The 22,145-nt window shown below is 46.0% G+C and carries 22 protein-coding genes; 1 reads left to right on the top strand and 21 read right to left on the bottom strand.

Translation table 11 applies throughout. From position 1 onward, the window contains the following. Positions 1-144 precede the first annotated feature (144 nt). Positions 145-783: a hypothetical protein gene (locus tag ABIC22_RS19480; RefSeq protein WP_354483221.1), complete on the bottom strand. Its 639-nt coding sequence runs from the start codon at positions 781-783 to the stop codon at positions 145-147. A gap of 200 nt (positions 784-983) precedes the next feature. Here ABIC22_RS19480 and ABIC22_RS19475 point away from each other — a divergent pair, with 200 nt between their 5' ends. Beyond that, positions 984-1,757, top strand: a complete 774-nt coding sequence (locus tag ABIC22_RS19475) for a FlxA-like family protein (RefSeq protein WP_354483218.1) — start codon at positions 984-986, stop codon at positions 1,755-1,757. 88 nt (positions 1,758-1,845) lie between these two features. On the opposite strand, the gene ABIC22_RS19470 is transcribed toward ABIC22_RS19475, so the two are convergent. From ABIC22_RS19470 to ABIC22_RS19375, 20 genes are all read right to left on the bottom strand, one after another. Continuing rightward, the gene (locus ABIC22_RS19470; protein WP_354483215.1) at positions 1,846-2,883 is read right to left on the bottom strand and encodes an NAD(P)/FAD-dependent oxidoreductase; all 1,038 of its coding nucleotides are present in this window, start codon (positions 2,881-2,883) and stop codon (positions 1,846-1,848) included. 152 nt (positions 2,884-3,035) lie between these two features. After that, on the bottom strand, positions 3,036-5,012 hold the full coding sequence (locus ABIC22_RS19465; RefSeq protein ID WP_354483212.1) for a helix-turn-helix domain-containing protein: 1,977 nt from the start codon (positions 5,010-5,012) through the stop codon (positions 3,036-3,038). Between the two features lie 195 nt (positions 5,013-5,207). Further along, positions 5,208-6,026, bottom strand: coding sequence for a sporulation transcription factor Spo0A (gene spo0A / locus ABIC22_RS19460; RefSeq protein WP_095290453.1), 819 nt, complete (start codon positions 6,024-6,026; stop codon positions 5,208-5,210). Positions 6,027-6,218: 192 nt separating this feature from the next. Further along, a complete protein-coding gene (gene spoIVB, locus ABIC22_RS19455) occupies positions 6,219-7,550 on the bottom strand; it encodes a SpoIVB peptidase (RefSeq protein WP_127537939.1) in 1,332 nt (443 codons plus the stop codon). 102 nt (positions 7,551-7,652) lie between these two features. After that, positions 7,653-9,389, bottom strand: a complete 1,737-nt coding sequence (gene recN / locus ABIC22_RS19450; protein ID WP_153979279.1) for a DNA repair protein RecN — start codon at positions 9,387-9,389, stop codon at positions 7,653-7,655. Positions 9,390-9,442: 53 nt separating this feature from the next. Then, on the bottom strand, positions 9,443-9,892 hold the full coding sequence (gene ahrC, locus ABIC22_RS19445; protein WP_095290448.1) for a transcriptional regulator AhrC/ArgR: 450 nt from the start codon (positions 9,890-9,892) through the stop codon (positions 9,443-9,445). Positions 9,893-9,926: 34 nt separating this feature from the next. Beyond that, entirely contained in the window at positions 9,927-10,415 is a 489-nt protein-coding gene (locus ABIC22_RS19440; protein ID WP_261780028.1) for a hypothetical protein, read from the bottom strand. 82 nt (positions 10,416-10,497) lie between these two features. Beyond that, entirely contained in the window at positions 10,498-11,343 is an 846-nt protein-coding gene (locus tag ABIC22_RS19435) for a TlyA family RNA methyltransferase (protein WP_354483207.1), read from the bottom strand. Positions 11,344-11,397: 54 nt separating this feature from the next. Then, entirely contained in the window at positions 11,398-13,305 is a 1,908-nt protein-coding gene (dxs, locus tag ABIC22_RS19430; RefSeq protein WP_354483205.1) for a 1-deoxy-D-xylulose-5-phosphate synthase, read from the bottom strand. A gap of 285 nt (positions 13,306-13,590) precedes the next feature. After that, positions 13,591-14,496, bottom strand: coding sequence for a polyprenyl synthetase family protein (locus ABIC22_RS19425; RefSeq protein ID WP_154895783.1), 906 nt, complete (start codon positions 14,494-14,496; stop codon positions 13,591-13,593). Then, the gene (xseB, locus tag ABIC22_RS19420) at positions 14,489-14,746 is read right to left on the bottom strand and encodes an exodeoxyribonuclease VII small subunit (protein ID WP_095290439.1); all 258 of its coding nucleotides are present in this window, start codon (positions 14,744-14,746) and stop codon (positions 14,489-14,491) included. The genes ABIC22_RS19425 and xseB overlap by 8 nt, the downstream gene beginning before the upstream one ends. After that, positions 14,736-16,100 (bottom strand): exodeoxyribonuclease VII large subunit, encoded by a 1,365-nt coding sequence (xseA, locus tag ABIC22_RS19415; protein WP_354483202.1) that lies wholly within the window; start codon positions 16,098-16,100, stop codon positions 14,736-14,738. The genes xseB and xseA overlap by 11 nt, the downstream gene beginning before the upstream one ends. Before the next feature lie 8 nt (positions 16,101-16,108). Next, positions 16,109-16,966, bottom strand: a complete 858-nt coding sequence (folD, locus tag ABIC22_RS19410; RefSeq protein ID WP_127537934.1) for a bifunctional methylenetetrahydrofolate dehydrogenase/methenyltetrahydrofolate cyclohydrolase FolD — start codon at positions 16,964-16,966, stop codon at positions 16,109-16,111. A 46-nt stretch (positions 16,967-17,012) separates the two neighbouring features. Further along, on the bottom strand, positions 17,013-17,465 hold the full coding sequence (gene nusB / locus ABIC22_RS19405) for a transcription antitermination factor NusB (protein WP_127537933.1): 453 nt from the start codon (positions 17,463-17,465) through the stop codon (positions 17,013-17,015). Between the two features lie 218 nt (positions 17,466-17,683). Next, entirely contained in the window at positions 17,684-17,917 is a 234-nt protein-coding gene (locus ABIC22_RS19400; RefSeq protein WP_095290432.1) for a DUF2273 domain-containing protein, read from the bottom strand. Positions 17,918-17,931: 14 nt separating this feature from the next. Then, a complete protein-coding gene (gene amaP, locus ABIC22_RS19395; protein WP_095290430.1) occupies positions 17,932-18,471 on the bottom strand; it encodes an alkaline shock response membrane anchor protein AmaP in 540 nt (179 codons plus the stop codon). A gap of 154 nt (positions 18,472-18,625) precedes the next feature. Continuing rightward, positions 18,626-19,036, bottom strand: a complete 411-nt coding sequence (locus ABIC22_RS19390; protein WP_024630996.1) for an Asp23/Gls24 family envelope stress response protein — start codon at positions 19,034-19,036, stop codon at positions 18,626-18,628. A gap of 228 nt (positions 19,037-19,264) precedes the next feature. Continuing rightward, positions 19,265-20,608 (bottom strand): acetyl-CoA carboxylase biotin carboxylase subunit, encoded by a 1,344-nt coding sequence (accC, locus tag ABIC22_RS19385; protein ID WP_095359280.1) that lies wholly within the window; start codon positions 20,606-20,608, stop codon positions 19,265-19,267. A gap of 56 nt (positions 20,609-20,664) precedes the next feature. Then, a complete protein-coding gene (gene accB, locus ABIC22_RS19380) occupies positions 20,665-21,132 on the bottom strand; it encodes an acetyl-CoA carboxylase biotin carboxyl carrier protein (RefSeq protein ID WP_095359390.1) in 468 nt (155 codons plus the stop codon). 138 nt (positions 21,133-21,270) lie between these two features. Next, positions 21,271-22,101, bottom strand: coding sequence for a SpoIIIAH-like family protein (locus ABIC22_RS19375; protein WP_127537932.1), 831 nt, complete (start codon positions 22,099-22,101; stop codon positions 21,271-21,273). Between the last annotated feature and the right edge of the window lie 44 nt (positions 22,102-22,145).

Raw genomic sequence — 22,145 nt, 5'->3', positions numbered from 1 at the left:
TTCCCAGTTGTGCACGTCTATCTCATAATCTATTCGACGTTTTAGAGCCTTTTCCTGTCTTTATTCAGTACACATATCAAAAAAAACCGACAAAAGCTATCCTCCCTATGGAGGGCCAAGGACAGCCATGTCAGTATTGAATCTTTATTTATAAAAGGTACCCAATACTTCCAAAGCAGGTGAACGCTCAATTCGGAACGGATAGATGTACCCTTGATTAAACCGGGTAAACTTTCTGCTCCACAGATCCAGCCCCGAGGTAAATTGATAGGCCTGATATACAAATTTGGAGCAATAATTTCGTTCAATGCTTCGCAAATTGGTCTGCAATCGATAAAACTTAACCTGCTTGTAGTGATCGTGCACCCACTCGGCCGCACGCTGCCCAGCCTGGTTTAAACGTGAACGAAATACAATGAAACGATCTCCTTCATAGAACCTGGTAAGATACCACTCCAGGGAATCGGCGAACACGGGTCCATAAGGATGAACATGATACACTTTGCCGTCCAGCCCAATAATCCCCATATGTCCTGCATAATAGGTCGATTCCGAACTTGGCGTGTAAACGATATCTCCCGGTTCCAGCTTCATTTGCCTCAGTTCTGCGACAGGAAGATCCTGCTGCAGCCGTTTGGCTGCGGATCGCTCACGCCTACTCTCAACCAGTAATCGATGCAAAGCACCGGCAACAGCAAGATAAATGGCTGCGTATTGGATTCGTTTCTTTCCTTTGGTAACCCTGAGGACAGAGGAAATGAAACTCCGAAACATTTTAGACATACCCCACCCCGTATTCTCCACTCTGTCAGATTTATTCGTCTATTTTCATATTATAGTTTTCACTTCGGAACTGATCAAACTGCCATACATCTTAGCTGCTGCATGTTTCAGTGTCTCTTAACAGAATAACCCAAAATTCCGATATTATAATAAGTATGATAAAAAAATCATGCGACTATCACACCCAGGAGGAATATCCTATGTTATCCGTTTCATCATCGAACAGAAGCACCGGAACCAATCAGAGCAGCAGTAATACAGCTACCAAAACGGACAAGATCATCCAGGACCTAATGAAACAAAAAGCAAGACTAAGCGAAGAAATGCAAACGGTGAGATCCAATGAAAAACTGGATACAAAAACTAAAATGCAGCGCATTCAAACTTTGAACTCCAGTATCCAGGAAATTGACGCTCAAATTGCTCAAATTAAAGCAGAAGAGATTCAGGAAAAGACACGTCAAAAAGAGAATGAAAAGCCCAAGAGTTCTGAATCTCAACCTGAAGATACGGTCTCACTCGGTTCTGTAATCAAGAATAGCAATACATACGATCAATTGGGAAAGCTGGTTGGATCCCGTGAGAAAATGCAAGGTTCAATCAACACGCTTGAGGGCGGCGTTCGATTTGATCGTACCTTATTAGATAGTAATCCTCATGCAGATAATGGCAAATCGGTAATGCTTGAAAATGCAGAGCATACCGTTTTTCAGATGAAACGAGAAATGGTTCAGGAAGTTAAATCCCACATTAGAAGTACGGATAAGAAAATTGGGGAATTACTCAAAGATATAAACGATACAGCTCCACGCAATGAACCGACTGCTGAGAAAACTTCTACAGAAGAGGTGAAAGCGGAAAAGGAAAATAAAGACGATATACTTTCGGATAACAACGATGTTATGGACAACAAACAACATTCCAATTCTTCGACAATGTTAAACCCCAATACATCGATTGACATTTTAGCTTAATAAATTTAGACACACAAAAAATAAACCACAACCCTAATACCTGGTATTCAGTCAAGGTAATTAAGGTTATGGTTTTTTGATTTGGTATTTATTCTTCTACAACACCGAGAGCTTTGTTTTTCTCTTTGAATCGGCTGTTATGAGAAGATACATAGGCTACTTTTTCTGCCTCAGGATCCATGTATAGTTTGGCACTGTTGACTGCTAGGGCAGCATCCGTGAATGTTCCTGCAATAAGATATAGCTTGCTGCCATAATCCACAAAGTCGCCTGCCGCGAATACACCCGGAATATTGGTTTGAAGCTTCTCTGTTGTGGTTACATGCCACTCTCCAAGATCCAATCCCCAGTCCCGAATGGGGCCAAAGTCACTCTTCATGCCGTGATTAACGATAATTGCATCGACTTCCAGCAGTTCACTTTCACCTGTTTCCACGTGGGATATCGTGACTTGTTCAATTACTTCGCCACTAACACTGTGCAGCGTATTCACTGCATAGGGTGTACGAACATCCACCGAGGATTCTCTCATACGAATGACATTTCGCTCCAGTCCCCCGAAGTGATCGCGTCGATGTACAACCGTGACTTGTTCTGCCAGAGCTTCAAGCTCGTTGGCCCAGTCGACTGCAGAATCGCCTCCCCCAGAGATAAGGACACGTTTGCCCCGGAAAGGTTCCAATTCCTGCACCGTGTAGTGCAGATTCGTTACCTCGTAACGGTCAGCTCCCTCAAGTTCCAGCTTCGCCATTTTGTATATTCCATAGCCAATGGCCATAATCACTGTTCGTGTCCAATGTTTGTCACCTGTAGCAGAAGTCAAAATAATGGTACCGTCAGGTTGACGTTCAAAACCTTCAATTTGCTGTTCAAACACAATCGTAGGTTCAAATGTTCTCGCCTGTTCTTCCAACTGCTTAATCAGATTTGCGCATAAAATCGGTGTTACACCACCCACGTCCCAGATCATCTTCTCCGGATAAAAGAGCATGCGTCCGCCCAGTCTGTCCCGTGCTTCAATCAATTTGGTTTTCATATCTCTCATGCCGCTATAAAAGGCAGAGTACATCCCCGCGGGACCTCCGCCGATAATGGTTACATCATATAGTTCCAACTGCTGATCCATATTAAGGTTACCTCCGTTAATTCGATCCATAACATCGAGTATTTGATATCGATTCTCATTATCACTTAATCCCTAGTTTAATGGGAATCTTATCAAAATACAATGGATAAAAACAAAACAATTTTCTCAAAACAAAGATGATCCAATAAGGGTCAGTTTGTTTTTACTGTATCCAATAAATGTTCCACAACATAATCGAGCTGTTTGTTGATGGAATATACATCCGAATAATAGAAGAAATCAAAGTCAATTTCAATTAAACGTCCTTCTTTTACCGCGGGTACACTGCTCCAAACCGGATTATCAGACAGATCGTCTGCTCCTTCATATACAGATCGGAACACGTACTCCCCCAAATACTCGGGGAGAACTTCCATGGATACAGTTGAACCTGCAGCTGCGGTTACTGTATCTATTTTTTGCTGAACAGCTTTTGGCGCTTTCATGCCCAAGTACTCATAAATCACCTGAGAACCCCGTCCATATTGCTTGCTTTCCGCAACGGACATCTCTTTCAGACCACCTTCGACGATGGAAACCGTTTTGTCCAGTATGCCTGCATCAGCCAGTTTTTTCTTGCCTGCTTCAACTTTACTGTTTAGTTCCACAATTAGCTTCTCGGCTTCCTGCTCTTTCCCAAAAATATTTGCGATATCCCGAAGTCTTTCTTCTGTGGTCATTTTCTCGTATGGAATGTAAATCGTAGGTGCAATATCTTTTAATAACGTATACGTTGCTTCCGAAGGTACAATAATCAGATCAGGATCCAGATCAATGACAGCCTCCGCATTTGGTTCAAACCAGCTCCCCAGTGAATTTACCCCGTCAAGCTCACTTTTGTACGCCGCTCCATCGAATACTTCCGAAGTGCCGATCGGTTTCACCCCAAGAGCAACAACATCTCCCTGAAGATAAAGCACCACGACACGTTTGGGATTTGCAGGTACAACCACATCTCCCTTCACCGTTGAGATCGTACGCGTTTCGTTATCCTGATTCGTCTGTGCACTTGCATCCGTGGTGGTTGAGGCTGCAGTGTTGGTGTTCGAACTGCTACCCGTTGCTTCGCTGGCAGTCGGCGCTGCTGTTGATCCTGCCCCGCAGGCGGATAACATCATGGTCAAACTTAATATGGCAATGAATATCATGCTGGAGCTAGCTTTTCTTTTTTTCATTGGTGTAGACCCTCCGTTAATATATTGATAATGATTATCATAATCAATATATCTTTGGTTCCGTCTACTGCCAATGGACAATTCAGAGACATCTAATGGACGATCCTCTATTATCCTTTGTTCTCTAACTTTTTGCTGATAATGGATCGGCGGCATCCCTACATGTTTTTTGAATAGGCGGCTAAAATAATATACATCGGAGTAACCGACCTCTGCTGCAATGTCCCTCAAGGTAGTGTCCGAATAACCCAGCAATTTTTTCGCTTCTGTCAGCCGTAACTGGATCAAATAATCAATCGGGCTAGAACCTGTCTTCCGTTTAAACTGCATGGACAGATGACGTGAGCTGTAATTGAAATGATGTGCCAACGTATCAAGGGTCATGTGCTCCCTATAATGGGTTTGTATGTACTGAAGCACCTGTTTCACTGGATCTGGATGTGCTGTACGTATTTCCTGCTCTGCCAGTTGAGACATAAGTTCGTGGACAAATTGATAAAATAGGCTTTTGAGCTGAAGCTGATCCAGATGGCTTGCGTGAATCCATGCCTTTTCCATTTCATTTAGATAACGCAACAATAAAAGAGGTTTGTCCGGCATAAATGTATATTGAAGCGCAAATGGTGTAACCGAAGCCTGTTCTAAGCGCCAGACGTACCTCGGTTTCGGAAAGGCAAGAAATGCTCTGTAAAACAGCATAATATATTCGAACTCATCCTCAGCTTCGATATCAAGTCTTGACCCCTTAGTTCCGTGCAGCAAGTTAAATTGCGTCGTCTCATGCTTTTGTCCATCCATTTCAACGAGAGCATTTCCCCTCAAACTGTACATAAAACTGTTCGCCGGGAGATAATAGGCTTGAATTCGCTCTCCTGCTTCCAGAACAACCCGGCGAACGTCCAGAATTTTGACCGCAGCCTGATTCCAACGTTGTATCTGATCATTTGATTGCATGAATCTCTCCCCAATCTTATCTTCCAAATCAAGCTTCTAACTATCTCTCTATTATAAATGATAATAATTTTCATTATCAATAATAAATTAGGAAACAAAAAATAATGCCGCAATCTATAGGGCGCTAATCGACCCGTAAATCGCGGCATTTAATATGTTGTTGCTTTCATAATTACCTAACTACTCCCGGTCCTTTCAAGACACCTTATGCTCGATTCTCAGCTTGTCGGCAACCATTGCGATAAACTCGGAGTTCGTCGGTTTCGACTTGCTGATGTTAATCGTGTAGCCAAACAGGTGGCTGATGCTGTCGATGTTCCCGCGTGTCCATGCCACTTCAATCGCATGGCGGATAGCCCGTTCAACGCGGGACGGCGTTGTTTTGAATTTCTCGGCAATCGCAGGGTACAGCGTTTTGGTAATCGCACCCAAAATTTCGATATTGTTATATACCATGGTGATGGCTTCACGTAAATACTGATATCCTTTAATATGCGCAGGAACGCCGATTTCATGTATGATGGACGTGATGCTGGCATCCAAATTTTTGTGTTTGCCCATTGGCACTACATTGGATTTGTTGGTCATAAACATGGATGAACCACTGTTCGTGCTTGAAGAGACGGTTGTCTGGGATCCTACAAGCTGGCGAACTCGGTTAGCGAGCACTTCCATGTCAAAAGGTTTGAGGATGTAATAAGAAGCACCGAGCTGCACGGCACGCTGTGTGATGTTCTCTTGACCGAATGCCGTAAGCATGATCACTTTCGGTTGTGGATTCAGGTTCAGGTTGCGCAGACGCTCCAATACACCTAAGCCATCCAGATGAGGCATAATAATATCCAGAATCAATACATCCGGCACATCACGGCTTTGCTCCAACAACTGCAGTACTTCTTCCCCGTTGTAGGCAATTCCGGTAACTTCCATATCTTCCTGTTCGGATATATATTCGGCAAGCAAATTCGTAAATTCACGATTATCATCAGCCAGCAATACCTCAATTTTTTGCAAAACGGTATCCTCCTTTGGTTTAACCACTGTTTCGTACATTTCCTTACAGGTTAAATTTTCGACACAGGCGAGGAAATTCCTTCTGTCGAAAATTATTTTTCTTTATTTTTTTTTCGCATTGCTATATAATAAATAATTTATTTCATTATGTGATAATTATCTTTTCCATTCGACAAAAAATCTTAAGGCGGTTTACCCAGCCTTAAGATTTTTTGCTTTTTCCTTTTTGATCATCACGCCGGCATCCTGTAACATCCACTCGATGAAACACCCGTAACCTGATTTAGGGTCATTAACAAACACATGTGTCACAGCGCCAATGAGCTTGCCATTCTGAATGATTGGGCTGCCGCTCATTCCCTGAACGATCCCACCCGTTTTATCAAGCAGCTTAGGATCTGTAATGCGAAGCACAAGACCTTTGGTTGCAGGCTCCGATTGATCAGCCACATGGACAATATCGATGGCGAAACGTTCAACCTGCTGACCATCGACAACAGTCAAAATTTCTGCCGGTCCTTCCTTCACTTCATGTGAGAAAGCGACAGGAATTCCCTTGGTGTATAAACTGTGATCAGGATTGTCAGACATCTTACCAAATATGCCAAAAGCCGTATTACGCTCAATATTGCCTAATATTTTGCTTTCTTTAAGAAAATGTGCACGTTTTTCACCCGGATCTCCGGATTCACTTTTGGATATAGATGTTACATTCGACTGGACAATCTGTCCACTGCCTACAACAATGGATGTTTGAGTATTCATATCCGTAATCACATGCCCCAAAGCTCCATACACGCCTTGGTCTGGTGCATAGAACGTTAGCGTTCCTACGCCAGCGGCAGAATCACGAATGTACAACCCAAGCCTCCATGCCTGATCTTCGGCATCATATGCTGGTGTGAGTCGTGTTTTAACGGTTTCCTTCCCACGTTGCAATACCACATCGATCCCTTTTTTACTTTTTCCCGCTTGCTCTACAGCTTCAGCAACGCCTGCAACGCCATCCAGACGTTTGCCATTCATATGGGTTATCAAATCCCCAAGTTTAATGCCTGCTGTTTCTCCTGGAGAGACTCTTTGGTCTCCTTCAGCACGGACCAAGTGATGACCTACAACCAAAATCCCAGCGGACTTTACTTTTACGCCAATGGTTTGACCCCCGGGTACAACTCGCAAATCCGGAATCACGTTCACATTAACCGTTTTGACCGGAATTTTGCCCCACAGCTTCAAGGTTAATTTCGCTTGCCCTGTCTGCTGAGGATGAAGATGCAATGGTTGCTGCTTCGTGACATGCACTGCTTGCTCCTGTCCATCTAAACCAACAATATCCGGTCGGTCTACAACGGCGCTGGAAGAAGCCGGTACAGCGAGTCGTACATCTGCTTGCCTGCCTGCAAATACCTGTAATTCGTCAGGTAAGGAGGCATAACTCTGCACAGGCTGAATGGCCTGGCTGATTACACATAGAAAGAAGGCAAATAAAAGACCTAGCAATTTCTTCCTGAGGGGGGAATTCAATGGCTGTCACACTCCCTTTGCTTCTTTCGCTTGACGAAAGGTGGTCGCCAATTGCGTACCTATAAGATAACCTTGCCCCCAGGCTTTTATTACTGTCAATCATTACGCCGGTCGCTCGTTTCCTCCTTTTTTGGCTTCCGCCAAATTCAGCATTTCCTGTGCATGATGCAATGTTTTTTCTGTAATTTCAACACCGCCGAGCATACGTGCCAATTCCTTCACTCTGCCCTCGTTTGACAGCGATTCCACCTGCGTCATTGTACGGCCATCAACGACATGTTTTTCAATGAGGTACTGGTGATCTGCCATACAGGCGACTTGTGGCAAGTGTGTAATCGAAAATACTTGACAGGTTGAGGATAAACGGAACAGTTTCTCTGCAATGGATTGTGCCGCCCGTCCGCTAACCCCTGTGTCAACCTCGTCAAATATGAGGACTGGAATTCGATCGTGACGCGCAAAAATACTCTTCATGGCAAGCATCATTCGGGATAACTCACCACCTGATGCAATTTTCCCTAGTGGACGCAGCGGTTCGCCCGGATTCGGCGAGATGAGAAATTCCGCATTGTCCGCTCCCTGACGACTGAGCCGGAGCCTGCGCCCGTTCCATTCAATCCCCTTCGGATCTTCTGATGGTGTTATTTGTACACGAAGCGTTGTACGCTCCATTTGAAGATCCTTCAGTTCACTCTCCACCTGAGCGGCGAGTTCATCGGCACACTGCTTACGTACCCGGCTCAGATCCTCTGCAGAATCCATCACCAGAACCAGGAGCTTGTCACGCTCAGCACGCAGTTTCTCCAGGCGCTCGTCCTTGTTTTCCAGCTGGTCTGTTTCATGGCTAATCTGTTCATAGTAATTCAAAATAAGGTCAACACTGTCCCCGTACTTCCGTCTTAGACCAGAAATCAAGTTTAAGCGCTGCTCAACCTCCTCCAGTCGACCGGGGTTAAACTCAATCTTCTCACGGTAATCCCTTAACTGGAATGTCGCATCCTCTAATTGATAAAAGGCCGACTGCAGCTGTTCTACGATAGGCTGCAGTCCTTTGCTATCGTAACCAGAGATATCTTCTATCCGGGAGAGGGCAATGCTTACTGCCTCGAGTCCGCGCTGACCACTAAGCAGATCATATGCACCGGCCACGCTGTCCATCATTTTCTCACTATGGGATAGCTTGACCCGTTCTTCACCAAGTAATTCATCTTCACCACTTGTTAACCCGGCAGCAGCAATCTCCTCCAGTTGAAAACGATACATGTCCAGCAGCTGATATGCACGCTGACTTGACTCCTGAAGGGCACGCAGTTCTTTCTCAGCAGTAATGAACCGGCTGTACCTTTCCTGATATTCCGACTTGACTGGACCAATGACAGCTGCTCCGTAGGTATCCAATAAGCCCAGATGGCTTTCAGCACGCAGCAAACTTTGGTGCTCATGCTGACCATGAATATTAATCAATTTCTCTCCCACTTCTCGAAGCATCGTCAGATTGACCAACTGACCATTGATGCGGGATGTGCTCTTACCCTGTGTATTCAGCTCCCGTCTAATAACGAGGTGTTCTTCAGGTTCACAATGAATCCCAAGCTTCTCCAGTGTTTCCCACACGGGATGACCCTGTTCCATCTCGAACAGAGCTTCCATCTCCGCTTTGTCACAACCGTAACGGATCAGATCGGCCGAACTCCGACCACCTGCGATCAAACCGAGCGCATCTATAATGATTGATTTACCTGCACCTGTTTCCCCTGATAACACATGAAATCCTGCGTGAAATACTACATCCACTTCTTCTACAACAGCCAGATTACGAATCGATAATGTAACTAGCATCGGCCAAAGCACCTCCGGATGACAAACTCAGCAATTATGTTTAAAATCGGATTTTAAGAAATGTAACCCATAATTCGATCGATAACCGTCACGCTATTATCTTCAGTACGGCAGATGATGAGAATCGTATCGTCACCACAGATCGTACCCATAACTTCAGTCCATTCAATATTGTCCAGCAAGGCCGCAATGGAGTTTGCCGTTCCTGGCAGACATTTCATTACAACCAGATTATTGGTGTGGTCGATATGGAGAAAGTTATCCACTAATGCCCGTTTCAACTTCTGGATTGGATTATAACGTTGGTCTGTTGGCAGTGAGTACTTGTAACGACCATCATCCATTGGAATTTTGATTAACAGCAATTCTTTAATATCACGGGATACCGTGGCCTGTGTCACCTGAAAACCGGCTTGACGCAGCGCTTCAACCAGATCATCCTGGGTTTCTATTTCATTCTGACTAATAATTTCACGTATCTTAATGTGTCGTTGTCCTTTCATACATGCCTCCAGTTTAAATAGTTACCATTGATTCCTAGCTCAGATCATCCCCATCGTATACATCTTCCTCATAATCCATCAAACGGATGATCTTTACGCTGGATTCTTCCGTATCCACGTACAATATACCTTCACAACCTGGATACAACAATAAATAGTACAAAAAGCGATCCCGTATTGCAGGACCTGTGAATTCCACCGGCTGTCTACGCCTTGACGTCTTGACCAAATATCTGATCTCATCACGCTCGGCAACATAATCAACAAACAGCCGACTATAAAAAACGGATTCATTGACCTCAAAGGCGAGCGGTATCTTCATTTTGCCTCCGATGACTTCATACCCCTCTGCTTCAAGCAGATCAACAACCGGGGAATGCGGTATGTCGGAATTCAGCTGCATGCCTGACAAACTTACCGGTACCGGTCGATTCAGCCAATTACGCAAACCGTAAAAGAGCCATATGATTAAAATGACAGCAAGTACACCAATAACGATTGTGTCGGATTGCCCATTCATCATCGTTCACCTCGAAGACTTATTCGAGGTCCGGCAGTCGATCTCCTGTTAATAGGATCACCTTTCCAGCGAAAAGAAACTCATCCTATGATGAGTTTCCCGTAAAAGTATGAGCGGCTTCCATAGCGACTTGCTGGGCAAGTGCATTGAGTGAAGCCAGATCCTTCTCTTGTTGTGATGCATCCGGTTCTTCCAGACGCCAATGAGCGAGAAATTCGATATTGCCCTCTCCACCGGTAATAGGCGAGAAGGTTAAGCCACGAAGATTTAAACCAAGTGCATTCGCGAAGTGAAGCATGGTTTCCAGTACTTCCTTGTGTACTTTTGGATCCCGAACAACACCAGACTTACCTACCTTCTCACGTCCTGCCTCAAATTGAGGCTTGATCAATGCTACAATATCTGCCGGCTGCTTCAGAAGAGCAAGCAAGGGCGGCAGTATAATACGCAGCGATATGAAGGATACATCAATGCTGGCAAAGTTCGGCTCAGGTCCAATTAAATCCTCAGGCGTCACATAACGAAAATTGGTTCTTTCCATCACGGTAACCCGGTCATCATTACGTAACGACCAGTCCAGCTGGTTGTAACCTACATCTATGGCATATACATGCGATGCACCATGTTGTAATGCACAATCCGTAAATCCACCCGTTGAGGAACCAATATCAAGCATGACCAGACCGTTCATGTCAAGACCGAAGTGTTTAATCGCTTTTTCAAGCTTCAATCCACCCCGCCCCACATAAGGATGCACCGAGCCTTTAACCTTTAGTTCAGCTTCCCGTGGTATTTTCATGCCTGCCTTTTCAATTCGTTCATTGTTGGCATACACCAGTCCAGCCATGATTGCCGCTTTTGCCTTCTCACGACTTTCATAATAACCCTGCTCGACCAGCAGAACATCAATTCGTTCTTTCGGGAGTGACATGTCTTTCTCCTATCATATAGTTAATTCATTTATTTAGGTATAGCATTCCATTTATCAAGAAGGAAAGCGGGTTCTGGACATGCCGTAAGAGGTTTGAGCTGCCAAACTACGCAGCTGTACACATACGTTATCTACCGTAAGCCCAACTTCAGCCCGTTGTTCATTGATGCTGCCATGTTCAATGAAGCGATCCGGAATCCCCATAAGGTCAACATGTACATCATGCAGACCCTGTTCAGCATAGAACTCAAGCACTGCGCTGCCCATACTGCCTGCTTGAGAAGCTTCTTCAAGCACAATCAGTTTGGTACCACGAATCGCGAGATCACGAAGCATTTGCTCATCCAGTGGCTTGAGGAAACGTGCATTGATCACTCCGGCTGTAATGCCTTCCTTTTTCACGGTTTCAGCTGCTTCTTCAGCAACTTGAACCATGGAACCCGAAGCGATGATGGCATAACCTTCAGATGGTCGCAGCTGTTCCCAAGTACCGATTGGAATCGGTACGAGCTGCTCATCCATTGGAACGCCTACCACATTGTTTCGAGGATACCGGTAAGCAATAGGTCCTTCATTATAATCAAGTGCCGTTTTCATCATGTGACGCAGTTCATTCTCATCCTTTGGCATCATAAGTACAATGTTAGGAATGTGTCTCATAAACGCGACATCATACACGCCTTGATGCGTCTCTCCATCAGGTCCAACAAATCCCGCACGGTCAATGGCAAAGATCACATTGGCATTATGACGACAGATATCATGCACGATCTGATCATAAGCCCGCTGCATAAACGTAGAATATACGGCAAAGACAGGCTTCAGGCCTTCCATGGCCAGTGCAGCACACATGGTTGCCGCATGCTGCTCAGCAATCCCTACATCAATCATGCGGTCTGGGAATTCCTTGCTAAATGGAATAAGCCCCGATCCTGTCGGCATAGCAGGCGTTACTGCTACAATACGCTGGTCTTCTTTCGCAAGTTCAACGAGTGTCTGACCGAATATTTCGGTGTACATTGGTTTGCCAACTGCCTTGAGCACCTGACCGGATTCTATTTTATAAGGAGAGATACCATGCCATTTGTGTGAATCTGCCTCAGCTGGCTGGTATCCCTTGCCCTTGGTTGTGAGAACATGAACGAGAACAGGTCCCTCCACGTTATCCGCTTGTTTGAACGTCTCAATTAATTTGGGAATGTCATGTCCATCGATGGGTCCCAAATAAGTGAAGCCGAGTTCTTCAAACAAAACACCCGGAACCATCATATATTTGACGCTATCCTTAATCCAGCTTGCCGATTTGGCCAAACGGTCTCCAATGGCAGGAATCTTTTTGAGCATTCCTTCCACATCATCCTTGGCTTTTAGATAATGGCGATCGGAACGGATTTTGCTTAAATATTTATGCATCGCCCCAACATTGGGTGCAATGGACATTTCATTATCATTCAGAATGACCATCAGTTTTTTCTGCTCATGACCAATATGATTAAGTGCCTCAAAGGCCATACCACCTGTAAGAGCTCCATCACCAATCATGGCAATAACCTGATTATCTTCACCCTTCAAATCACGTGCAAGTGCCATACCCATGGCCGCAGACAAGGATGTACTGCTGTGTCCAGCCTCCCATACATCATGCTCGCTCTCATTTCGCTTGACGAACCCGCACAATCCATTGTGCTGACGCAATGTATCAAAACGGTCCATGCGTCCAGTAAGAATTTTATGCACATACGCTTGATGCCCTACATCGTAAATCATTTTGTCTACCGGACTGTTATAACAGTAGTGCAGGGCTACCGTGAGCTCAACCACGCCTAAATTCGGTGCCAGATGCCCCCCCGTTACGGACAATTTCTCAATCAGAAATTGCCGAATCTCTGCGGATAATAAAACAAGATCATCCGGAGACATCGATTTTAGATCACTGGGTTGTTTAATTTGTGGAAGCAGCACGAGAATCTCCCCGCTTTCCTAGATTGTTTGATTAATTGGATAACACTTTTCAAACTGAATTTTATTAAATAACATTAAATCATTATAACATAAAAGAACAGGAATCATAATTTACGGCTTCATACTCCAGATTGCGAGCTTTTTCGCCAGCAAGATAAGTGAATTGAACCATTATTATGTATCCGTTATGTCAAATGTAATCACCGTGCAAAAAGCACATTAACATTATTACACCGATCTAAATCTTACGAAACAGCCTCAGGGCAGTTTCATTTACTTTTTAGACTAATGATCTCTGCGCATTAAATAATCTGCAATCTCCATCAACCGCGATGAATCTGATAGCTCAGCTCTGCCAAGAGCCTCTTTTGCAGATTGGGTCAAGGACTTCACCTGTTCTTGAGACGCTTCCATACCTATGAAAAATGGATAAGTCACCTTTTGCTGATTTACATCACTTTGGGTTTTCTTGCCCATTTTTTGCTCATCCCCAGTCAGATCAAGGATATCGTCCTGAATCTGAAAAGCAAGACCAAGATCACGTCCGAATACACGCAGTGCATCAAGCTGTCCTTCTGTTGCACCACCAATACGGGCACCAGCCAGCAATGAGAACACGATCAAATCACCGGTTTTATGCAAATGAATATACTGCAGTTGTTCCAGATCCGTCATCCCTTGCTCACCTTCCATATCGGCCACTTGCCCACCAACCATGCCACGGGCACCAGCCAGTTCGGAAAGATCCTCCACAATAGAAAGCAAAGCTTCTGCCGGCACACCGTTCTTGCGGCCTGCTTGCACCACACTATAGAACGCATGAGTCAACAAAGCATCCCCTGCAAGAATAGCGGTGGCTTCACCGTAAACCTTGTGATTCGTTAATTTTCCCCGACGATAGTCATCATTATCCATTGCAGGCAGGTCATCGTGGATAAGAGAATAGGTGTGTACCATTTCCACGGCGCAGGCTACCGGTAGCGCAGCTGCACGCTGTGCTCCGAGGGCTTCCGCCGCAGCGACGACCAGAAGAGGACGGAGGCGCTTGCCTCCAGCCATAAGTGAATACTGCATCGCATCACGCAGGGATTGAGGCACATCCCAGTGAACTGGGAGAATCTCTTTTAAAGCTTCCGTAACCTCATCTGTTGTCTGTTGGAGATACTGTTCAAAGGAAGGACGACTACTCATTGCCTTCACCGCTCTCAACTTCCGAAGCTCCGAACGGCTTCTTCCGAAGTTCCCCATCTTCTTCTACGATCATTTCAATCTTGCGTTCCACTTGTTCCAGCTTGATTCCACATAACTGGGAGAGTTTCATTCCTCGCTGAAACAGATCAATGGCCTGTTCTAATGGAACATCCCCATGTTCCAGCTGAGCTACGATATCTTCAAGTGCCGCCATTGCCTCTTCAAAATTCAGTTCCGGTTCATTCGCCATGGATGTTGTCATCCTCCTTCATTCCCCAAACCTGACAGTCCAGCTGTCCGTCTGTTAATTTAATCTTAATTGAATCTCCAGGCTGCACTTCCTTCAACGATTTGATCAGTCTTTGCTCCTGCTCGTCATACACCAGACTATATCCCCGAGACATGACTTTTAGCGGGCTTAGAGCATCGAGGTGGCGCACGGAAGATTTCCATTGCTGCTGCTTCGATCTGACGATAGACCTCATCGCAAGTTCAAGCTGACGCCGCGCTGCGGCATTTTCCCGCTGAGCCGTATACACCTGTTCGCGCGGATTAAACCGCTGCAGGGCAGCACGAAGACGCTCCTGTTTCTCCGCGGTCCATTTCATTCGTGTATCTACTGTCCTCAAAAGCCGCTGTTGCAGCATGTCCAATCGTTCTGTATGCTGCATCAATGTACGTCTTGGGTGAACAAGTACCGGCGAACGCTGTAATCTTGCAAGTCGTTCACGGTTATGTGCAGCCCGTTGACGCAGACTATGCTGTAGCTGACGCTGTCTTAACGCAATTTGGTCAAGCAGCTCTGCACGGTTTGGCACAGCCAGTTCAGCAGCCGCTGTTGGCGTCGCAGCCCGCAGGTCTGCAGCAAAGTCTGCAATGGTAAAATCGGTTTCGTGTCCGACTGCAGAAATCACAGGGATATCTGAATCAACAATGGCTCTTGCGACCATCTCTTCATTAAAAGCCCACAGTTCCTCCAGTGATCCCCCGCCCCGGCCTACAATCAGCACGTCCGCTTCACCAAGGAGATTCAGGTTGCGAATGGCTTTTACGATTGAAGGTGCTGCGCCTTTCCCCTGAACCAGAACAGGATATAGAAGAACTTTCGCAGAAGGGTATCTGCGCTGCAATGTAATCATGATATCCCGTACCGCTGCTCCTGTAGGAGACGTAACTACACCGATCGTTTTGGGATACCGCGGAATAGCACGTTTCCTGGAGGAAGAGAAAAGCCCCTCATCCTCGAGCTTCTTTTTCAATTGCTCATAAGCCAGATAGAGGCTTCCGATTCCGTCAGGCTGCATCTGAGTAGCGTAAAATTGATATTGACCGTCCCGCTCATAAACCGATACATTACCACGAGCAATAACCCTTGCACCCTCCTTTGGCACAAAGGGCAATCGCTGATTATGGGACGCGAACATAATAGCCTTAATCCGGCTGTCCTTATCCTTCAATGTAAAATACATATGGCCGCTAGAGTGATGTGTGAAGTTGGATATCTCCCCACGCAGCCAAACGTCCGACAGGACCTGATCGGATTCCAATTTCATTCGGATATACCGATTCAGGTCTTTGATGGAGTAGATCTGCCGATCTGCCACAGATGTACCTAGGCCAATCCGTGAGCGCGTTTGGCAGCGATCAGTGTATTTTGCATCAGCATGGTGATCGTCATTGGTCCAACGCCACCCGGAACTGGAGTAATAGGACCGGAAACTTCCTTCACACTTTCAAAATCCACGTCTCCAGCCAATTTACCATTGTCCAAACGGTTCATACCCACATCGATGACTACAGCACCCGGTTTCACATAATCGGCATCCACGAAGTTTGCACGACCGATCGCTACGACCAATATGTCGGCTTGACGCGTAATTTCTTTCATGTTTGCCGTGCGTGAATGACACATTGTTACAGTTGCATTCTCACGTTGAAGCAGCAAAGATACCGGCTTGCCCACAATATTGCTGCGTCCGATCACAACAGCATGCTTACCCGACATTTCCAATCCTGTCCGCTTGATCAGTTCAATCACTCCAGCAGGTGTACATGGCAGCAAACTGTCATCGCCGATCACAAGGTTACCCACATTGACCGGATGGAAACCATCCACATCTTTTTCAACCGCTATTGCATCAATAACAGCTTTCTCCTCAATATGCTTTGGTAATGGGAGCTGAACGAGAATCCCGTTGATCGAGCTCTGATTGTTCAGCTTGTCCACCAGAGCCAGCAAGTCCTCTTGGGACGTATCTGCATCCAGACGATGTACTTCGGAGTAAAAACCGAGATCGTGACAAGCTTTTTCCTTATTTCGCACATAGACCTGGGATGCCGGATCTTCCCCGACGAGCACAACAGCCAGACCAGGCACAACCCCCTGTTCGCTAAGCTGCTTCACTTCTTCAGTTATGCCTGCGCGGATCTCCTGGGACACTTCTTTACCGTTAATAATAGATGCTGTCATTGTACTCTCTCTCCCTTATGTGAACATTTAATAAGTAACTCGCTATTTAGGACAATTTCGCTTTGATCGTGTCAACTTCCTGGATCATTCGTCCAAGTACACCGTTAACGAACTTCCCGGATTCTTCTGTACCAAAATGCTTGGACAATTCAATCGCTTCGTTGACCGATACTTTCGCCGGAACGTCATCCCGAAACACCATTTCATATGCGGCCAGCCGCAAGATCTGACGGTCTACCCGAGATAGACGGCTAATTTGCCAGCCCTTGAGATAATCCACCAGCAATCCGTCGATGGCTTCCTTGTGATTCCATGTTCCTTGAACAATTTCCGTTACATAACTGCGCATTACATCTGCATCGTGAATAACGACTTCCGTTTCATTTTCCTCGGCCGCTTCGTTAATCAGCATATTTACAGCTTCAGCTGCACCCACTTCATTCATTTCCATCTGATACAGACTTTGTACCGCAATTTCCCTTGCCAAACGTCTTTTCATGTCCTGCCTCCTGCAGCGCTCATTCGAGCGTCATCATGCTTATTTTAAAATAAAAGAACCATCCACGCATCATGTTTGTGATGCTAATCGAGGTGGCCTTTACGATATGGTTATTGTTATCCCTTTTCACAAAAAAACCTGCAGTACGTTTCCTCCAAAAAACGGGCATATTAAACTAAGCTCTTTTCGGAAGAAACATATTGCAGGGTTCAGGTGGCTCACTTAAACGGACGCCAGCGCTCCCCGAGCCATTGTCCCCATTCCCTCCAGGGAATGAACAAGCCCAGCTTCGAATCGCTTCGTCTGCCTAATGTATAACCGATGAACACCAAAAGTGCAAAGAACAACATATCCCAAAACCCGGTAAACAAATAAAGAAATCCAAAAAAGATGCCGCCCACAATTCCGGTTATCCGGCCTCTGTGACTATCCCAAATCTCTCTCCACAGCATCAGTGAAACTCACCTCATTCCACTCGACTCTTGTAGTTAGGCGACTGGGTAACATTGGCAACATACACGGTTACATTCGAAACAGGGATCCCCGTAATCTCGTGTACATGATCATGTATGGCCTTTTGCAAATCCGAACTCAGCGTTGGAATTGGCGTCTCGCCATCGACCACTGCACGGATCATAATCTCCAATCCCGACTCAACCACACGAATACGTGCCTTAACATCGCGTACTCCCCGGAAGCGGGAAGTTGCTTTCAGGCAGAGATTTTCAATGGTCTCCATTGAGATCTGCACATCACCGTATTCCGTACGCTGATCTACAGATGGCAACGAAGCCCGCCCACGCCGTACCGAGATGTAAAAAAAACGCAAACTCAGGATAAACAAAATCGCAGCTGCAACAACGGCTGCAACAATGACGTTCTGTTCCTGCTGGTAATTCAATTCGTAAGGCAGTACTCCACTAATGAGTAGAATGACAACTGCCGATATTGCTCCAACGCTTATGCTGTATATAAACAACAGAAGCCGATCCAGTATTTTCGCCACGAACTGCACAGCCTCCCTTGCTCACTAACGTTGCTGTAACCTGAACATATACATATCATGTCAACACGTTCTATCCATATGTCCCAATGGAAGGTGAAGACATGTCCAAGACGGGATAACCCCCGACAGTCATGCCGGGGGAATCTGTCTTCTTTTATTTTACACGCTGACTGTTCAGGTCAATCTCTTCCACTTTTTCAGTGCTTTTGAACTGAACGTCATGAATATGCACGTTAACCTCGTTCACATTCAATCCAGTCATATTCTCAATGGAGCGTTTAACATTTTGTTGGATTTCAGTAGCCACTTGGGGAAGACGATAACCATACTCGATGATAACCGATACATCCACTGCAGCCTCGCGTTGGCCCACTTCCACTTTAACGCCCTTGGAGAGGTTTTTGCGACCAAGCAATTCAGCAAATCCGCCAGCGAAACCACCGCTCATGCCTGCTACTCCTTTAACTTCAACCGTAGCCAGCCCAGCGATTACTTCAATGACTTCAGGTGCGATCTGGATTTCACCGATATCCGTTCGTTCAAATTCTGTCGGTAGTGTACTCATAACTGTTCAACACACCTTTCGCGTAATAAGTTTGCGGCCATCCGTCAGGGCGCTGTCCTACAGGCTTGATGGCTTTGGACACCCTGCCGGCCCGGGATATTCCGGAACCCCTGCAAGCAAACTTCACCACGAAAAGTGTGGGCTTATCCCTTGCAGGAGACATGCGCTCTTATTATTACATACTATATCATTTGGGCTAGATTATGACAAACAAGCCCAATATGCTTGTTAAATCTCGTTTTCCTCGAGGAATTTAATATCAAAATCGCCCCGAATGAACGTTGGATGTTCCAGCAATTTCTGATGGAAAGGAATCGTGGTAGAGATGCCTTCAATCGCAAACTCAGCGAGTGCACGTTTCATTTTGGCAATCGCCTCTTCCCTGTTCGCACCCCACACAATCAATTTAGCGATCATGGAGTCGTAAAACGGAGAAATCGTATAGCCCGGATAAGCTGCGCTATCCACGCGGACACCTGGACCACCTGGTGCAAGATAAAAACCAATTTTACCTGGTGAAGGCATAAAATTGCGATCCGGATCTTCAGCATTGATACGGCATTCGATCGACCATCCGTTGATGACAACATCTTCCTGACGGAATGACAGCGGGTTGCCTTCAGCTACCGAGATCATTTCGCGTATCAGATCCACGCCTGTCACCATTTCGGTAACAGGATGTTCCACTTGAATACGCGTATTCATTTCCATGAAATAGAATTCTCCGTTAGGGCTGAGCAAAAACTCAAGTGTTCCTGCACCGGAATAATCCACAGCCAGTGCTGCACGAACCGCAGCCTCGCCCATCCGTGTACGTACTTCCTCATTCAGCACTGGACAAGGTGCTTCTTCGACCAGCTTCTGACGACGGCGTTGAACAGAACAATCACGCTCGCCAAGGTGTACTGCGTTCCCATGCTTGTCGGCAATGATCTGAATCTCGACGTGTTTCATGCCTGTTAGGAATTTCTCCAGGTACACCCCGCCGTTGCCAAAAGCCTTTTGCGCTTCCTGCTGAGCAGCCGTAATCTGTTTGATCAGGGCTTCTTCATCTTCCGCGATACGAATCCCCTTACCTCCGCCACCTGCAGTAGCTTTGATAATAACAGGGTAGCCAATATCCCGGCCAAGCATGATCGCTTCTTCCATGCTTTCGACAAGACCGTCGGATCCCGGAATAACAGGAACGCCCGCGTCCTTCATCGTTTGCTTGGCGACAGCTTTGTCACCCATCTTGGTTATGGCTTCAGGGGAAGGACCGATAAAGGTGATGTTGCAGGAATCACAAATTTCCGCAAAATCGGCGTTCTCCGCAAGGAATCCATAACCAGGGTGTATTGCGTCACATTCCGTCAATGTCGCCACACTCATCAAGTTGGTGAAATTGAGATAGCTGTCTTTGGACAACGTAGGCCCAATACAATAGGCTTCGTCTGCAAGACGTACATGCAGAGAATCCTTGTCCGCTTCCGAATAAACCGCAACTGTCGAAATACCGAGCTCACGACAGGCACGAATAATGCGTACCGCGATCTCTCCACGGTTCGCAATCAGTATTTTTTGAAATTTCATTTCGTTATTGTCCTCCTTCGAAGCTAAAGCGGTTGCCGCTCCCCGGCGATTTACCGTTATTCCGGTTTAACCAGGAACAGGGGCTGTCCATACTCGACCAGCTGTCCGTTCTCAACCAGCACTTCAACGATTTCTCCCTTGATGTCGGCATCAAGCTCGTTCATCAGCTTCATCGCTTCAATGATACATACCGTTGTTTTATCAACAACCTTATCACCAACGCTTACAAAAGGACCCGCTTCCGGTGAGGAAGCTCTGTAAAAAGTACCCACCATCGGGGATACAATTTTATGTAAATGGCTTGTAGTATCCACTTGCGGAGCAGCTTCTGTTACGACTGCAGCAGGTTGTTGTGCCTGCGGAGCAGCAATGACTTGCGGTTGAACCGCAGCTGCCTGAACGTATTCGGTTTTGCCCGGTTTGCGGATCGACAGACGTGATCCTTCATTTTCAATTTCCAACTCCTGAACGGAACTTTCATCTACCAGTTTGATCAGTTCTTTGATCTCACTCAATTTAAACATTTCCATTATTCACTCCTTCGGCATCATGCCAGTCTCACTAGGACGGTCATATGGCTTTATGTATTATATCATAATCGTTAAAAATGGAAAGAGCCCGAGACTTGAACAAGCTCCCGGGGCACTTCTCCATGGATCAGATTACTGTTCTGTCACGTATTGCACGCTGATTCTGTTTTGTGTAACGGCGAGCTCTTTCATGACTAAGTCCACGATAGAAACGGCTTGCTTAACGTCCAGTTTATCACTAAGCACGACTACTTTATACTTGTCAGCATCTTCTTGTACGATCGCATTGGCGAACTGTTGGGACAGCGTTTCTTCAATGCCGTTAATTTTGGCTTCTTTTTCCTCCAATGCACGGAGCTCTTCCGTTGCTTTCGCATTTTCCTCTGGCGTTTTGCTCAGATCGCCGGCAATGGTCATAAGTTCCTCATACTTGCGATTGTTGCTCTCTTCACGCTGCCATTGATAATTTTGGAACTGACTGCTTGCGGATGCCGCCGTATTTTGTTCTTCCATCTCCTTCAGTACTTCTTCATCCGTTTTGGTTGCATTTCCCTCAGTTTGACTGCTGGCATCAGGTGTAGCGGTTGTTCCTTTATCTGCTTCTTCATTCGATTCAGCCTTGTTCTCACCTGACTCTGCTGCTGGAGTTTGCTCTGTTTCAGCAGCCTGCTGTCCTTCTGCAGCCGCAGGATTCTCCGTTTCCTCGGAAGCTGGCTGGCCAGCAGGATCAGAACCGGTTACTTCACCTTCGTTCACAACTTCATTGACAACCAAACCTTCTGTAGGATCAAGAATGCCGGCTGTCTCTTTGACTTCCCCCTGATTGATACCATCGACTTGCTGGCTTTCCGCCACTGGGGCATTAACTGGACCAGAGTCCTCTGTGAACAGATAATATGCGGACAAAATGACCATCAGACTCAGCATAGAAACGAGCCATACCGTTTGGCGTTTGTTATTCATTAGAACTTCCTCCTCAAATTAGCTTGATTCGCATAATAACTGGG

The sequence above is a fragment of the Paenibacillus sp. PvP094 genome (genome assembly GCF_040546835.1).
GTDB classification, from domain to species: domain Bacteria; phylum Bacillota; class Bacilli; order Paenibacillales; family Paenibacillaceae; genus Paenibacillus; species Paenibacillus illinoisensis.
This window is presented reverse-complemented; position numbering and strand designations above follow the sequence as displayed.